A 13,936-nucleotide genomic window follows, 5' to 3' on the forward strand; every position below is an offset into this window, starting at 1 on the left:
CGTTAGGATGGCCTTCACCACGCTTGCGGCTCGTCGCTTCCTTCGGTCGCTTCTCGCAGGGGCCACCGACGAGCGACCGGAGGAAGCGAGGAGGCGTCAGTCGTGGCCTGTCACGTCGTCCTCGCCGAGGTAACAGCCGGTTTCCACGGCGATCAGGGTGACGGGCAGGCGGCCGGGGTTTTCCAGCCGGTGCGGCTGGCCGAGGGGAATGTGGACGGCCTCGCCCTCGCCAACCAGGCGGGCGCGGAGGCCGAGGGTGATCTCGGCCGTGCCTGCAACGACGATCCAGTGCTCGGAGCGGTGCAGGTGGGAGTGCAGCGTGGTCGCCTCGTTCGGTGCGAGGCAGAGGGAGCGGACGCGGAAGCGCGGACCTTCGGCGAGCGTGGAGGGGGCAAGGATGGGCCCTGCCGGTATGAAGGTCATCGGCGCTTCGGCGAAACCCTGGGGGTGCGATCCGTCCATGCTGGGGTGTCCTTGTTCCACCCCGCCAGTGAGCCGGGAAATGGTGAACGGGGGGTTAACGCGGCAGGGCGATTTCGGGGCATTTCAGGGGCGCGGGCACCGATATGCGACGGCGGCCCCCCCACCCCCGGCCCCTCCCCACGTGGGGGAGGGGAGGCGCTTGGGACGGCGTTGGGTCGCGCGGCCCGGCGCTGCGCGGGTGGGGGCGGTTTTCAGAATGAGCGCTGGCGCGCGAAGACTCTTCATCTCGCCTCTGCGCGTGAAGAACGCGCAACCGGCTCGGGCGAAGAGCCTCCGGCGGGGATATTTGTCGCCAGGTGAAAGGGCTTGGGGGCGTGCCCGGGATCACGTCCAGTCCAGCACGACCTTGCCGGAGGTCCCTGAGCGCATGGCGGCGAAGCCGTCCTGGAACGCGCCCACCTTGAAGCGGTGGGTGATCACCCGGCGGATGTCGAGACCGTTTTCCAGCATGGCGATCATCTTGTACCAGGTCTCGAAGATCTCGCGGCCGTAGACGCCCTTGATGGTGATGGCCTTGAAGACGATGCGGCTCCAGTCGACCGGCGACTTGCCGGGCGGGATGCCGAGCATGGCGATGCGGCCGCCCATGACCATGTGCTCGACCATCTGATCGAGGGCCTGCTGGGAGCCGGACATTTCCATGCCGACGTCGAAGCCCTGGGTCATGTGCAGCCCGGCATAGACCGACTTGAGGTCGGTGGTGGCGACGTTGACCGGCACCACGTCGGCGACTTGCCCCGCAAGGTCCAGGCGCGCCTGGTTGATGTCGGTGATCACCACATGCCGGGCGCCGACATGGCGGGCGACGGCGGCGGCCATGATGCCGATGGGGCCTGCGCCGGTGATCAGCACGTCCTCGCCGATCAGGTCGAAGGACAGCGCGGTGTGGACGGCGTTGCCGAGCGGATCGAGGATCGCGCCGATCTCGTCGTCGATGGCGTCGGGCAGGGGGACGACGTTGAAGGCGGGCAGGCGCAGGTACTGGGCGAAGGCGCCGGGTTCGTTGACGCCGATGCCGCGGGTTTCGGGGTCGAGATGGAACTTGCCCGACCGGCTCTGGCGCGAGGTCTTGCCGATCAGGTGGCCTTCGCCCGAGCAGCGTTGCCCGATGCTCAGCCCTTCGACGTTGCGGCCCTTGTCGACGATGATGCCCGCGAATTCGTGGCCGGTGACGAGGGGGACCGGGACGGTCTTCTGCGCCCAGGCGTCCCAGTTCCAGATATGGATGTCGGTGCCGCAGATGCCGGTCTTGTGGATCTTGATCAGCACGTCATCCGGGCCGATCTCGGGCACGGGGCGGGTTTCCATCCAGAGGCCGGGTTCGGGTTTCGACTTGGCGAGGACGGTCATTTCGTTGGGCAGGTGGGTCATTTCAGCACTCCGGTGGCGCGTCCGGCCTGGGTGAAGGCGTCGAGCGCGAAGTCGAGGTCTTGCCGGGTCAGGGCCGCGTTCATCTGGGTGCGGATGCGGGCCTGGCCCTTCGGGACGACGGGGAAGAAGAAGGGCGCGACGTGGACGCCGCGGGTGTTGAGGTCGGCGGCCATCGCCTGTGCGAGTTTCGCGTCGCCCAGCATGACGGGGATGATCGGGTGGTCGCCGGGCAGGAGGGTGAAGCCTGCGGCGGTGAGGCCTGTGCGCCAGTATTGCGCGTTTTCGCTCAGCCGGGCGCGGAGGTCGTCGGCCTGTTCGACGATGTCGAGGGCGATGAGCGCCGCGCCGACGACGGCGGGGGGGAGCGCGTTGGAGAAGAGATAGGGCCGCGCGCGTTGTCTCAGCAGGTCGATCACGGGTTGCGGCCCGGCGATGTAGCCGCCGAGCGCGCCGCCGAGCGCCTTGCCGAGGGTGCCGGTCAGGATGTCGACGGGGACGCCAGCGCGGGCCGGGGTGCCTGCGCCTTTCGGGCCGGTGAAGCCGGTGGCGTGGCAGTCGTCGACCATCACGAGGGCGCCGTAAGCGTCGGCAAGGGCGCGGATTTCCGGCAGCTTCGCGTAGTAGCCGTCCATCGAGAAGACGCCGTCGGTGGCGATGAGGATGAAGCGGGCACCGTCGGCTTTTGCCTGTTTCAGCTGGGCTTCGAGGTCGGCCATGTCGCTGTTGGCGTAGCGGTAGCGCTTCGCCTTGCAGAGGCGGATGCCGTCGATGATCGAGGCGTGGTTCAGCGCGTCGGAGATGACGGCGTCTTCCGGGCCGAGGAGGGGTTCGAAAAGCCCGCCGTTGGCGTCGAAACAGGCGGCGAAGAGGATGCTGTCGTCGTGGCCAAGGTACTGCGCGAGGCGGGTTTCCAGCTGGCGGTGCAGGTCTTGCGTGCCGCAGATGAAGCGGACCGAGGCCATGCCGAAGCCGTGATCGTCCATCGCCTGCTTCGCGGCGGTGATCAGGCGGGGGTCGTCCGCGAGCCCAAGGTAGTTGTTGGCGCAGAGGTTCAGCATCTCGCGCCCGGCCATCTGCACATGCGCGCCCTGTGCCCCGGTGATCAGGCGTTCACGTTTCATCAGCCCGTCGGCCTCGATGTCGCGCAGGGTGGCGGTGAGGTGGCTCAGGAAGGCGGTCATATCCGTCATGGCAGAATTTCCTCCGGTTTGGTGGAAACTGGCAGATCGCGGGCGTCGTGTCAACTTGGCGGATTCGCATCCGTCATACTGGAACTCAACTGTCCTGCACGATGAGGATGGCGCGGGCCGGTGCCTGGGCCGAAATCTCGTGCGGGCGGTCGGCGGGGTAGCGGGCGACGTCGCCGGGGCTCAGCTCGTCGGTGGCATCGCCCGAGGTGACGGTGAGGCGGCCTTCGAGGACCGTCAGGTGCTCGCGGCAGCCGGGGGAATGCGGGTCGGAGGTGAGGCGCGCGCCCTTGGCGAAGGCCAGTTCGTAGACCTCGTGGCTGCCCACGGTTTCGGGGGCGGAGAGGATGCGGATGGTGACGCCGCCGCGGGCGATCACCGGGGCCTGGCTGGCGCGGGTGACGTCGATGCCGGGGGCGGGGCGGCCTTCGAGGAGCCCGGCGAAGTCGAGCTGCAGGGCCTGGGTCAGGGCCCAGAGCGTGGCGACGGTGGGCGAGGATTCGCCGCGCTCGATCTGGCTGACCATCGAGCGGGAGACGCCGGAAAGCTTGGCGGCGGCGTCGAGGCTGAGGCCGCGGGCCTTGCGGGCGGCGCGCAAGCTGGCGGCGAGGCGGTCGTGGATGTCGGAGCGGTCGGCCATGTGGGCATGGTGGCCGGGAAGGCGCGGGGCGTCAATCTTCTGGGGTTGCTCGTCGTTCGCCTTCGGCGCTCCTCGCTGGCGACGAGAAGCCGAAGGCGCACGAGGAGCGCCGGTCAGGTGCCGCAGTAGGTGACGTATTGGCCGAAGCCGGTGGGCGCGGGGAGCATGTAGGGCTCGGTCTCGGTGAAGGGGGCGCGGATCGCAGAAAGGAGGGCCTGGAAGGGGGCCATGTCGCCCTCGGTCGCGGCGGTGAGGGCGTCCTCGACCTTGTGGTTGCGCGGGATCACGGCGGGGTTGGCTTGCGCGAGGCGTTCGGCGGCACCATCCCCGGCGCGGGCGCGCCAGCGGGGGAGCCAGGCCTCCATCGCGGCGAAGTCGGGGAAGAGGGGGCGCAGCGCGGCCGCGTCGGCGAGGCGGCGGAAGGTGAGGGTCCAGTCGGCGCCTTGCATCGCGGGGAGGAGGTCGCCGGCAAGTTGGGCATCGGCGGGGTCTTCGCCGACAAGGCCGAGCTTGCGGCGCATCACGGCCAGCCAGTCGGCGCGATAGCGGGGGGGCGATGCCGGAGAGGCGGTCGTTGGCGATCTCGATGGCCTTTTCCTGCACCGGGTCGAGGAGGGGGACCAGCGTTTCGGCCAGACGGGCGAGGTTCCAGCCGAGGATCAGCGGCTGGTTGGCATAGGCATAGCGGCCCTGGTGGTCGATCGAGGAGAAGACGGTGCCGGGGGCGTAGGCCTCCATGAAGGCGCAGGGGCCGTAGTCAATGGTCTCGCCCGAGATCGCCATGTTGTCGGTGTTCATCACGCCGTGGATGAAGCCGAGGCCCATCCACTGGGCGATGAGAGCGGCCTGTCGGGCGATGACGGCGTCAAGGAAGGCGAGGTATGGGTTTTCCGCCCCCGCGAGGTCGGGGTAGTGGCGGGCGATGGCGTGGTCGGCCAGCGCCTTCACCTTGTCCTGTTCGCCCCGCGCGGCGAAGAACTGAAAGGTGCCGACGCGCAGGTGGCTGGCCGCCACGCGGGCGAGGACGGCGCCGGGGAGCTTCGTCTCGCGCCAGATCTCCTGTCCGGTCGCCACGACGGCCAGCGCGCGGGTGGTGGGAACACCCACCGCGGCCATGAATTCCGAGACGAGGACTTCACGCAGCATCGGGCCGATGGCGGCCTTGCCGTCCCCCCCGCGCGAGAAGGGGGTCTTGCCCGAGCCCTTCAGCTGGATGTCGAAGCGGCGACCGTCGGGGGTGACGACCTCGCCCAGGAGATGCGCGCGGCCGTCGCCGAGCTGGGGCGAGAAGCCGCCGAACTGGTGGCCGGCATAGGCCTGGGCGATGGGATCGGCGCCAGGGGGCAGGCTGGCGCCCGAGAACCAGTCCCGCGCCTGGTCGTCGGTCAGGTCGAGACCGAGGTCCGCAGCCAAGGGATGGTTCAGCATCAGCAACCGGGGGGCGGGGGCGGGATCGGGGGCAACCCGCAGATAGGTGCCGGGCAGGTCGCGCGCCCAGGAATTGTCGAAGGTGATGGTCATCGGTCGCCCCTTTCCCGAGGGATATGCGCCTTGCGGCACCGTGCGGCAAGTCCCCCGGGGGGCGGTGCCCGGCGGCAGGCTTGAGCCTCCGGCGGGAGTATTTGGGCCAAGAGGAAGCCGCAGGTTAGGCGCTTGGAGGGAGAGGCGCGGGCCGGGTTGGCCGTCGCGGGCTGCGGTGTCGGGCGCTGGGTGGTGAGATGGTCGGGGCGGCGGGATTCGAACTCGCGACCTACGGTACCCAAAACCGTCGCGCTACCAGACTGCGCTACGCCCCGACTGCTGCCCCTTTACCCGCAGTGATCGGGAATGGAAAGCCTTGCCTGCACCGGTCGCCGGGGGAGGCTGTCGGCGATGCGGCGATGCGAGGCCGCAGTCACCCGTTGCAGGGCCAGGCCGCCGTGGCGGCGGGGATCGCGGGGTGACGCAGGACCGTGCCGGGGGCGATGCCCAGTTTCCCGGCAAGGCCCGCGTTGATCTCCAGCACGAACTGCACGCCCTCGCCGCCGTCGATGGGCGTCAGGTCGCCCGGCACGGCATCGGCATGGACGCGGGTCACGGTGCCGGTCGCGTCGGCGAAGACCATGTCCAGCGGGATGAGCGTGTTCTTCATCCAGAAGCTCGGGCGTTTCGGGCTATCGTAGACGAAAAGCATCCCCGAGGCCGGGGCCAGTTCGGTGCGGAACATCAGGCCCTGCGCGCGTTCCCCGGCGTCATCGGCGACCTCGACGGCAAAGCTCTCGTGCCCGCCGTCCCAGCGCAGGTCGAGCCGGGTCGGTGCGCAGGCGGCCTCGGCCCAGGCGGTGCCGGGCAGGGCCAGAAGGCAGAGGCCGGCGAGCGCGCCCTTCATGCCTTGTCCCGCGCGGCGGCTTCCCACGAGATGACCTGCACGGCCATGCGTCCGCGCTTGCCCTCGATGATGCGCAAGGCCACCGCCTCGCCCGCCGCAAGGTCGGCGAAGCCCGAGACGCGCAGCACCTCGGCATGGACGAAGACGTCCTCGGGGCGACCGAAGACATTGGCGAAGCCAAAACCCTTGCCCTTGTCGAACCACTTCACCCGCGCCGGTTCCAGCGGCAGCGCCAGGATATCGGCGCTGACCAGTTGGGCCGCGTCTTCCCCGAAAGGCAGGACCACGCCTTCCGGCGGGTCGATGCGCAGGACTTCCACGGCCTGAACGCCGCGTTGTGTACGTTGGACGCGGACTTCAATGCCTGCGCCGTCTGCTACTGACCCCTGCCCGAAGTTCCGCAGAACGTTCGCGTGCAGGAGAATATCTGCATCCGTCTGGTCTGAAACGATGAAACCGAACCCCTTGGAAGGATCAAACCACTTAACGCGACCATGCACGACATGCATGACCTCTTCTTCTTCTGACATTCCTTAAGGCCTTCTCCCCAGAATGAGCCTGTGGCGGCACAATTGGGGCAAGTTCCCTGCCGTTATCAAGGGCTAATCCGCAGTCGCGCCGCAGATTGTCCGCCAAGTGACCGAATCCTAAGGGTTCAATCTTTCGATCGTCCAGCCTGCCGTCGCGGCATCCTTGCGCCAGCGGAAGCGGTCATGCAACCGGAAGGCGCCGTCTGCCCAGAATTCAATCTCGACAGGGTGAATCCGGAAGCCGCCCCAATAGGGCGGGCGGGCTGGATTCGGCCCTTTGGTCAGGGCAACCTTCGCCGCCTCGGCCATCAGCGCCTCGCGCGAGGAGAGGGGCTGTGATTGCTGGCTGGCCCAGGCCCCGAGCCGCGATTTCAGGCTGCGGCTGGCGAAATAGGCGTCGGCCTGCGGCCCGTCTTCGCGGGTAACGCTGCCCCGGACGCGAATCTGGCGGCGGAGCGACTTCCAGTGCATCACGAAGGCGGCCTTACCCGAGGCGGCGAGCTCCTGCCCCTTGGTCGAGCCATAGTTGGTGTAGAAGACGAAGGCATCGGCCTCGATCTCTTTCAGCAGCACCATGCGGACATTGGGCATCCCGTCGGGGTCGACCGTGGCCAGCGCGATGGCATTGGGATCGTTCGGCTCGGACGCCTCGGCTTCGGTTGCCCAAGCGCGGGCGATTGCGAAGGGGTCGCTGCCTGCGAAAATGCCCGAACGGTCCATGCGCACTCCCTTCCTTCGCGTTAAGGACCTGCCTTGAAGGCTGGCCCCGCATCGCCTACACGTCGGAAAACGAAAAGTGGGCGAGGGGTCAGGAATGTCAACCGGACTTATGCAAGGCAAGCGCGGCCTGATCATGGGGCTTGCGAACGACAAGTCCATCGCCTGGGGGATCGCGCAGGCGGTCGCGGCCCAGGGGGCGGAGCTTGCGTTCTCCTACCAGGGCGAGGCGCTGAAGAAGCGGGTGGAGCCCCTGGCGGAAAGCCTGGGCCAGCCGCATCTTTACGAATGCGACGTGGCGAGCGATGAGAGCATCGACGCGCTGTTTGCTGCGCTGAAGGCGGAATGGGGGCAACTGGACTTCCTGGTCCATGCCATCGGCTTTGCCGACAAGAACGAGCTGCGGGGGCGCTATGTCGATACCTCGCGGGCGGGCTTCGCGCTGGCGATGGACATCTCGGTCTATTCCTTCACCGCGGTCTGCCAGCGGGCGGCGGCGATGATGGGGCCGGGGGGAAGCCTCTTGACGCTGACCTATTTCGGCGCGGAACGGGTCATGCCGCATTACAACGTGATGGGCGTGGCCAAGGCCGGGCTGGAGGCGTCGGTCAAGTACCTGGCCGAGGATCTGGGCAAGGACGGCATCCGCGTGAACGCGATTTCGGCCGGGCCGATCAAGACGCTGGCGGCTTCGGGCATCGGCGATTTCCGTTACATCATGCGCTGGAACGAGCTGAACTCGCCCTTGCGGCGCAACGTGACGCAGGAAGAGGTGGGCAAGGCGGCGCTGTATCTGCTCTCCGACCTCGGGTCGGGCACGACGGGCGAGAACCTGCATGTCGATGCGGGCTATCACATCGTCGGCATGAAGGCGATCGACGCGCCGGACATCGACATCGTCACCGGCAAGAAGGAGGGCGGCCAGTGAGCTTTTCCGCCTTCATGATCTTCGTGGGCCTGGTGGTCTTCGCGGCGATTTCGCCGGGGCCCGCGGTGATCATGTCGGCGCGGACAGGGCTGACCGAGGGGATGCGGACCGGGTTCATGCTGGCGCTCGGGATCGGGGCCGGTGCGGTGGTCTGGGCCTCGGCGGCGATGTTCGGGCTCAACCTGATCTTTGCGGTCGCGCCAGCATTGCTCTGGGCGCTGAAGATCGGCGGTGCGGCCTATCTTCTGTGGATGGCCTGGCACCTGTGGCGCGACGCGAAGAAGCCGATCGCGACCGGGGATGAAAATGCCGTGCCGCGCTCGGCGTTTTCGGCCTTCCGGCTTGGCCTGTTTACCCAACTTGCCAATCCCAAGCCTGCCGTGATGTTTTCGGCAATCTTCTTGGGCACGGTGCCGCCTGCAACGCCGTTCTGGGTCTATCTGGCACTTCTTGCGGTGATTTTTACCTCGGAAACGCTGTGGAACACCGCAGTTGCACGCATCTTCTCGCTTGACCGCACCCGCGCGCGGTACATCAGCCTGAAGACGGTCATTGACCGCAGCTTCGGCGGCCTTCTTGCGGTTCTGGGCATCAAGATCGCCGCCACTTAAGGGAGACTAACCATGTCCGCCGACCGTTTGCCGCATGAAAAGGGGTTTCACGTCAGCTGGGACCAGATCCACCGCGACGCCCGCGCGCTGGCCTGGCGGCTGGACGGCAAGGGGCCGGGCGAGGGCGGAACCTGGAAGGCGGTGGTCGGGATCACCCGGGGCGGTCTGGTTCCGGCGATGATCGTCAGCCGCGAGCTGGACATCCGCATGGTCGATTCCATATCGGTGAAATCCTACCACTCCGGCGGCGGCAAGGCCGACCAGCGCCGCGAGGCGCAGGTGATCAAGGCGCCGAACGCCGAGCTGATGGGCGACGGCGCAGGCATCCTGATCGTCGACGACCTTGTGGACAGCGGCAAGACGCTGGAACTGATCCGCGGCCTGTATCCCAAGGCGCATTTCGCCTGCGTCTACGCCAAGCCCGAGGGCGAGAAACAGGCCGATACCTACATCACCAGCGTGAGCCAGGACACCTGGATCTTCTTTCCCTGGGACATGGCGCTGCAATATGTCCAGCCGATGCGCGGGGCGGACTGACCGCCTTCAGTCGTGCAGGTGGCGTTCGGTGTCCTGCGCGGAATGCAGGATGCGGATGACCTCCACCCGGTCGGGCAGGTCGCGATACCAGATGACGTGCGAGCCGCAGTTGTATTTCAGGAAATCGGGGCGAATGCTCGACTTTCTGCCATGTTTCCGGCCAATGGCAAGCCACTGGCAAGTATCCCGGATCATGTCGGTATAGTCGTCCGCCTGCTCAGGCCCCCAGTTCTTGGCGCTGTAGTCCCAGATTGTGTCGATGTCTGCGTTAGCTCGGTGCGAGAAGGAGAGTTCTTTCATCGGCCCTCATACTCCGCCCGCTTCCTGGCCTTGAAAGCTTCGAAATCGAACGGTCCGGCCTGGCCCGATTCCTCGCCTTCGATCAGCGCGGCTTCCAGGGCCTTCACCTTGGCCTCATGCTCCTGCAACAGCCGGAGGCCTGCGCGCACGACCTCGCTGGCGGAACCGTAGCGGCCGGACTGGACCTCGGTGTCGATGAAGCTGGTGAAGTGGTCGCCAAGCGAGACGGAGGTGTTGCGGGGCATGGGCTGGGTCCTTCTGGTGGATCGATGGCAGGATATACCATCCGATACCAAAATTCAATACATCAGCCCTGACGAGGGGGCTTGCAACCGGCGCGCATCCGGGGACACTTCGCGGGACCCGTCAAGGAACAGACCGACATGACCCTGCCGCTGAACCCCGCCTTCGCCGCGACCGAGCCGCCCCCGGTGATGGAGGCACGGCGCTGGATCGAGGGGGTGACCTTCCCCGCCGACCGACCCCTGATCAATGTCAGCCAGGCGGCCCCGGTGGACAGCCCGCCCTTGGGCCTCCGGCAAGCGCTGGCCGACGCCGCGCTGAACGATCCACAGGCGCATCTTTACGGCCCGGTTCTGGGCCTTCCGGCTCTGCGCGAGGAAATCGCGGCGCAATGGTCGGCGACCTATGGCGGGGTGATCACACCGGCGCAGGTCGCGATCACGCAAGGCTGCAACCAGGCCTTCTGCACCGTGATGGCAACGCTGGCCGGGCCGGGGGACGAGGTGATCCTGACCACGCCCTGGTACTTCAATCACAAGATGTGGCTCGACATGGCTTCGGTCACGACGGTGCCGCTGGAGACCGACGCAACGCTGATCCCCTCGGCGGACCAGGCGGCAAGGCTGATCACCGACCGGACGCGGGCCATCGTGCTGGTCAGCCCGAACAACCCCGGGGGCGTGGAATATCCGGCGGAAACGCTGGCCGCCTTCCGCGACCTCTGCCGCGCCAGGGGCCTCGCGCTGATCGTGGACGAGACCTACCGCGATTTCGACAGCCGCACCGGCGCACCGCATGACCTGTTCGCCGATCCCGACTGGGCGGACACGCTCATCCATCTTTACAGCTTCTCCAAGGCCTACCGGTTGACCGGGCACCGGGTAGGGGCTGTCATCGCCAGCCAGGCGCGGCTGGCGGAAGTGGAGAAGTTCCTGGACACCGTCGCGATCTGCCCCAGCCAGCTTGGCCAGATCGGCGCGCTCTGGGGGATGCGGAACCTGCGGCAATGGGTGGCCGGAGAGAGGGACGAAATCCTTGCCCGCCGGAAGGCGATGGTCGAGGGGTTCAAGACCCTGCAAGGCTGGAAGCTCCTCGGCTGCGGCGCCTATTTCGCCTATGTGGAACACCCGTTCGACATGGCCAGCGATGCGCTTTGCAAGCGGCTGGTCAGCGAGGCCTCGCTCCTCATGCTGCCGGGGACGATGTTCCAGCCCGAGGGCAGCGCGGCAGGGAAGCGACAGATCCGCATCGCTTTCGCAAACGTGGACGCGAAGGGCATCGCCGAGGTGATCCGGCGGCTGGCGGCCTTCCGGGCCTGACAGGGGCGTGAAGCGCCACGGCCGGGGGTGATCTTGATCTTGCCCCCCTGCCGGGTTCCCACTATTCACCTGACCCGGAACAACCCGAAGGCAGAGTCATGGCCAAGACCCCGACCGAAGACGACAAGCGGCGCCCGCGTGGCAAGGCGCAGGAGACGGCGGTCTGGATCCTGATGGGGATGCTGATCCTCGGCCTTGGCGGCTTTGGCGTGACCAGTTTCTCGGGCGGCGTGAAGAAGATCGGCTCGGTCGGCAGCACCGACATCAGCACCGACGACTATGCCCGCGCCCTGCGGAGCCAGGTCAGCGCGCTGTCGCAGCAGATCGGCAAGCAGCTTTCGATGCAGGAGGCGCTGAGCTTCGGGATCGACAAGCAGGTGATCCAGAGCGTCATCAACCGCGCCGCGCTGGACAACGAGGCGCAGCGCGCGGGGCTTTCGGTCGGCGATGACGTCGTGGCGGCCGAGATCATGAAGATGGACAGCTTCAAGGGCGCTTCGGGAACCTTCGACCGCGAAGCCTACCGCATGACGCTGGACCGCAACCGCCTGAGCGAGGCCGAGTTCGAGGCCAACCTGCGCCACGACATCAGCCGCGAGCTGTTGCAGGGCGCGGTGGGTGGTGGCTTTGCGGCGCCGAAGCCGATGACCGACACGCTCTACAACTGGGTCGCGGAGCGGCGGGGGTTCTCGATGCTGCGGCTGACCGAGGCCGACCTTGCGGTGCCGGTGGCCGAGCCGACGGATGCCGAGTTGAAGGCGCATTACGACGCGCATATCGACCGCTTCACCAAGCCGGAAGCCAAGCGCATCACCTATGCAGCGCTTCTGCCCGATGCGATCGCCAAGGATCAGCCGGTCGACGAGGCCGCGCTCAAGAAGTTGTATGACGACCGTATCGCCGAGTTCGTGGTCCCCGAGCGGCGGATCGTCGACCGGCTGGTCTTCCCCGACCAGGCCAGTGCCGAGGCGGCGAAGGCCAAGCTGGATGCCGGCACGACCTTCGAGGCGCTGGTGGCCGAGCGCGGTCTGACGCTGGATGCCATCGACCAGGGCGACCTGTCCAAGGCTGATCTGGGCGCGGCGGGGGATGCGGTCTTCGCGACAGCCGAGGGTGGCGTGGCGGGGCCGTTGGATTCGGACCTTGGCCCGGCGCTGTACCGGGTGAATGGGGTCCTCGCGGCGGAGGAGACAAGCTTCGACGCCGCGCGCGAGACGCTGGCGACCGAGCTGCAGACCGATGCGGCGCGCAAGGTCATCAGCGACCGGGTCGAGGAGATCGACGATCTTCTGGCCGGCGGCGCGACGCTGGAGGATCTGGCGAAGGAAGCGGGCCTTGCGCTTGCGACCGTGGATCATGTCCCGGGCCAGCAGGGTGACAGCGCGATCGAGGGCTATCAGGCCTTCCGCACCGCCGCCGATGCGGTGCAGCAGGACGATTTCCCCGAGGCCATCGTGCTGGATGACGGCGGTCTTGTCGCGCTGAGGCTGGACGAGGTGGTGCCCTCCGCGCCGATCCCCTTCGACGAGGCGAAGGACAAGGTGGCCGAGGACTGGCGCAAGGAGGCCGTTGCCAAGGCGCTTGCCGCCCGCGCCGCCGAGATCAAGGCCGCGCTGGAAGGCGGGGCGAAGATCGGCAGCTTCGGCATCGTCGACGTGACGCCGGAAACCGCCCGGACCGGCACTGTCGCCGGTGCGCCGGACACGCTTGTGCCGGATGTGTTCAAGCTGGCGGAAGGCGCGGTCGAGGTCGTCTCGGGCGACGGCTTCACCGCCGTGGTGCAGCTGGACAAGATCATGCCCGCCGCGACCGAAGGCGAAGATGCCGCCGCGCTCAAGGCCTCGCTGGAAGCGCAGGCGGGGCAGGCGATCTCGCAGGATGCCTTTGCCGCCTATACTGCCGCGCTGGCGGCCGAGGCCGGGATCACTCTGGACCAGGCCGCGATCAACGCGGTTCACACGAGCCTGCCCTGATGCAGCTGCAGCCGTCCTTTGCCGCGTTCGAGGCGGGCTGGAACCGGGGTGAGAACCAGATCGTCTGGGCCCGGCTGGCGGCGGACCTGGACACGCCGGTCAGCCTGATGCTGAAGCTTGGCGATGCCCGCGCCGACACCTTCATGCTGGAATCGGTGACGGGCGGCGAGGTGCGCGGGCGCTATTCCATCGTCGGCATGAAGCCGGACCTTGTCTGGCAGTGCCACGGGCAGCAAAGCCGCATCAACCGCGAGGCGCGCTTCGACCGGCAGTCGTTCACCGACCTGTCCGGCCCCCCGCTGCAGACCCTGCGCGACCTGCTGGCCGAATGCCGGATCGAGATGCCCGAGGGCTTGCCCCCGGTCTCGGCGGGGCTCTTCGGCTATCTCGGCTACGACATGATCCGGCTGGTGGAAAACCTGCCCGACGTGAACCCCGCCCCGCTGGGCCTGCCGGATGCGGAACTGATCCGGCCCTCGGTCGTCGCCGTGCTGGACGGGGTGAAGGGCGAGGTGACGGTGGTGGCCCCGGCCTGGGTGGCGGGCGGCCTTTCGGCGCGGGCGGCCTATGCGCAGGCGGCGGAACGGGTGATGGATGCGCTGCGTGACCTCGACCGGGCGCCGTCTGCCGCGCGCGACCTGGGCGAGACCGCGCCGGTGGGCGAGGCGCAGTCGAACTTCACCCATTCGGGCTACAAGGCGGCGGTCGAGAAGGCGAAGGACTACATCC

General features: G+C 67.6%; 14 protein-coding genes, 1 tRNA gene and 2 pseudogenes. 6 read left to right on the forward strand and 11 right to left on the reverse strand.

The window, feature by feature from the left end; all coding sequences use genetic code 11:
- Window positions 1–96 precede the first annotated feature (96 nt).
- The 9 genes and pseudogenes from ACE3P6_RS09310 to pdxH form a co-directional block, all read right to left on the reverse strand.
- A complete protein-coding gene (locus tag ACE3P6_RS09310; protein ID WP_374394085.1) occupies window positions 97–462 on the reverse strand; it encodes a phosphomannose isomerase type II C-terminal cupin domain in 366 nt (121 codons plus the stop codon).
- Between the two features lie 345 nt (window positions 463–807).
- Complete coding sequence (tdh, locus tag ACE3P6_RS09315) at window positions 808–1,833, reverse strand: L-threonine 3-dehydrogenase (RefSeq protein ID WP_374394113.1); 1,026 nt, start codon at window positions 1,831–1,833, stop codon at window positions 808–810.
- Between the two features lie 17 nt (window positions 1,834–1,850).
- Window positions 1,851–3,044, reverse strand: a complete 1,194-nt coding sequence (locus ACE3P6_RS09320) for a glycine C-acetyltransferase (RefSeq protein WP_374394088.1) — start codon at window positions 3,042–3,044, stop codon at window positions 1,851–1,853.
- 85 nt (window positions 3,045–3,129) lie between these two features.
- Window positions 3,130–3,681: a helix-turn-helix domain-containing protein gene (locus tag ACE3P6_RS09325; protein ID WP_374394090.1), complete on the reverse strand. Its 552-nt coding sequence runs from the start codon at window positions 3,679–3,681 to the stop codon at window positions 3,130–3,132.
- A gap of 113 nt (window positions 3,682–3,794) precedes the next feature.
- A pseudogene (locus ACE3P6_RS09330) lies at window positions 3,795–5,202 on the reverse strand (YdiU family protein).
- A gap of 198 nt (window positions 5,203–5,400) precedes the next feature.
- Window positions 5,401–5,477: transfer RNA gene (locus tag ACE3P6_RS09335), tRNA-Pro, on the reverse strand.
- A gap of 98 nt (window positions 5,478–5,575) precedes the next feature.
- Window positions 5,576–6,049, reverse strand: coding sequence for a DUF192 domain-containing protein (locus ACE3P6_RS09340; protein ID WP_374370827.1), 474 nt, complete (start codon window positions 6,047–6,049; stop codon window positions 5,576–5,578).
- Window positions 6,046–6,579 carry a cold-shock protein gene (locus ACE3P6_RS09345; protein ID WP_374394091.1) on the reverse strand — a complete coding sequence of 178 codons (534 nt, stop codon included), beginning with the start codon at window positions 6,577–6,579 and terminating at the stop codon, window positions 6,046–6,048. Before ACE3P6_RS09345 ends, ACE3P6_RS09340 begins: the two co-directional genes overlap by 4 nt.
- 117 nt (window positions 6,580–6,696) lie before the next feature.
- Window positions 6,697–7,299 carry a pyridoxamine 5'-phosphate oxidase gene (pdxH, locus tag ACE3P6_RS09350; protein ID WP_374394093.1) on the reverse strand — a complete coding sequence of 201 codons (603 nt, stop codon included), beginning with the start codon at window positions 7,297–7,299 and terminating at the stop codon, window positions 6,697–6,699.
- 94 nt (window positions 7,300–7,393) lie between these two features.
- Between pdxH and fabI the strand changes: the two genes are divergently transcribed.
- From fabI to gpt, 3 genes are read left to right on the forward strand one after another with little or no spacing between them, the layout of a single operon-like run.
- Window positions 7,394–8,224 carry an enoyl-ACP reductase FabI gene (fabI, locus tag ACE3P6_RS09355; protein ID WP_374394095.1) on the forward strand — a complete coding sequence of 277 codons (831 nt, stop codon included), beginning with the start codon at window positions 7,394–7,396 and terminating at the stop codon, window positions 8,222–8,224.
- Window positions 8,221–8,835 (forward strand): LysE family translocator, encoded by a 615-nt coding sequence (locus tag ACE3P6_RS09360; RefSeq protein ID WP_374394098.1) that lies wholly within the window; start codon window positions 8,221–8,223, stop codon window positions 8,833–8,835. Before fabI ends, ACE3P6_RS09360 begins: the two co-directional genes overlap by 4 nt.
- Window positions 8,836–8,847: 12 nt before the next feature.
- Window positions 8,848–9,372, forward strand: coding sequence for a xanthine phosphoribosyltransferase (gene gpt / locus ACE3P6_RS09365; RefSeq protein ID WP_374394100.1), 525 nt, complete (start codon window positions 8,848–8,850; stop codon window positions 9,370–9,372).
- Window positions 9,373–9,378: 6 nt separating this feature from the next.
- Here gpt and ACE3P6_RS09370 read toward each other — a convergent pair whose 3' ends face one another.
- On the reverse strand, window positions 9,379–9,672 hold the full coding sequence (locus ACE3P6_RS09370) for a type II toxin-antitoxin system RelE/ParE family toxin (RefSeq protein ID WP_374394103.1): 294 nt from the start codon (window positions 9,670–9,672) through the stop codon (window positions 9,379–9,381).
- On the reverse strand, window positions 9,669–9,917 hold the full coding sequence (locus ACE3P6_RS09375; protein ID WP_374394105.1) for a type II toxin-antitoxin system ParD family antitoxin: 249 nt from the start codon (window positions 9,915–9,917) through the stop codon (window positions 9,669–9,671). Before ACE3P6_RS09375 ends, ACE3P6_RS09370 begins: the two co-directional genes overlap by 4 nt.
- 138 nt (window positions 9,918–10,055) lie before the next feature.
- On the opposite strand from ACE3P6_RS09375, the gene ACE3P6_RS09380 reads away from it, so the two are divergent.
- The 3 genes and pseudogenes from ACE3P6_RS09380 to ACE3P6_RS09390 form a co-directional block, all read left to right on the forward strand.
- Entirely contained in the window at window positions 10,056–11,234 is a 1,179-nt protein-coding gene (locus ACE3P6_RS09380) for an aminotransferase (protein ID WP_374394108.1), read from the forward strand.
- Between the two features lie 98 nt (window positions 11,235–11,332).
- A complete protein-coding gene (locus tag ACE3P6_RS09385; protein WP_374394111.1) occupies window positions 11,333–13,207 on the forward strand; it encodes a SurA N-terminal domain-containing protein in 1,875 nt (624 codons plus the stop codon).
- Window positions 13,207–13,936 (forward strand): annotated as a pseudogene (locus ACE3P6_RS09390) (anthranilate synthase component I); the annotation flags it as partial. The gene ACE3P6_RS09385 and the pseudogene ACE3P6_RS09390, both read left to right, overlap by 1 nt.

This window comes from Tabrizicola sp., from assembly GCF_041911175.1.
Classification (GTDB): domain Bacteria; phylum Pseudomonadota; class Alphaproteobacteria; order Rhodobacterales; family Rhodobacteraceae; genus Tabrizicola.

What these genes read in the sequence shown, in the direction of transcription:
- ACE3P6_RS09345 (WP_374394091.1), bottom strand. Translation starts at nt 6,579, where the DNA reads ATGTCAGAAGAAGAAGAGGTCATGCATGTCGTGCATGGTCGCGTTAAG.
- ACE3P6_RS09310 (WP_374394085.1), bottom strand. Translation starts at nt 462, where the DNA reads ATGGACGGATCGCACCCCCAGGGTTTCGCCGAAGCGCCGATGACCTTC.
- tdh (WP_374394113.1), bottom strand. Translation starts at nt 1,833, where the DNA reads ATGACCGTCCTCGCCAAGTCGAAACCCGAACCCGGCCTCTGGATGGAA.
- gpt (WP_374394100.1), top strand. Translation starts at nt 8,848, where the DNA reads ATGTCCGCCGACCGTTTGCCGCATGAAAAGGGGTTTCACGTCAGCTGG.
- pdxH (WP_374394093.1), bottom strand. Translation starts at nt 7,299, where the DNA reads ATGGACCGTTCGGGCATTTTCGCAGGCAGCGACCCCTTCGCAATCGCC.
- ACE3P6_RS09375 (WP_374394105.1), bottom strand. Translation starts at nt 9,917, where the DNA reads ATGCCCCGCAACACCTCCGTCTCGCTTGGCGACCACTTCACCAGCTTC.
- ACE3P6_RS09385 (WP_374394111.1), top strand. Translation starts at nt 11,333, where the DNA reads ATGGCCAAGACCCCGACCGAAGACGACAAGCGGCGCCCGCGTGGCAAG.
- ACE3P6_RS09340 (WP_374370827.1), bottom strand. Translation starts at nt 6,049, where the DNA reads ATGAAGGGCGCGCTCGCCGGCCTCTGCCTTCTGGCCCTGCCCGGCACC.
- ACE3P6_RS09380 (WP_374394108.1), top strand. Translation starts at nt 10,056, where the DNA reads ATGACCCTGCCGCTGAACCCCGCCTTCGCCGCGACCGAGCCGCCCCCG.
- ACE3P6_RS09320 (WP_374394088.1), bottom strand. Translation starts at nt 3,044, where the DNA reads ATGACGGATATGACCGCCTTCCTGAGCCACCTCACCGCCACCCTGCGC.
- fabI (WP_374394095.1), top strand. Translation starts at nt 7,394, where the DNA reads ATGTCAACCGGACTTATGCAAGGCAAGCGCGGCCTGATCATGGGGCTT.
- ACE3P6_RS09325 (WP_374394090.1), bottom strand. Translation starts at nt 3,681, where the DNA reads ATGGCCGACCGCTCCGACATCCACGACCGCCTCGCCGCCAGCTTGCGC.
- ACE3P6_RS09370 (WP_374394103.1), bottom strand. Translation starts at nt 9,672, where the DNA reads ATGAAAGAACTCTCCTTCTCGCACCGAGCTAACGCAGACATCGACACA.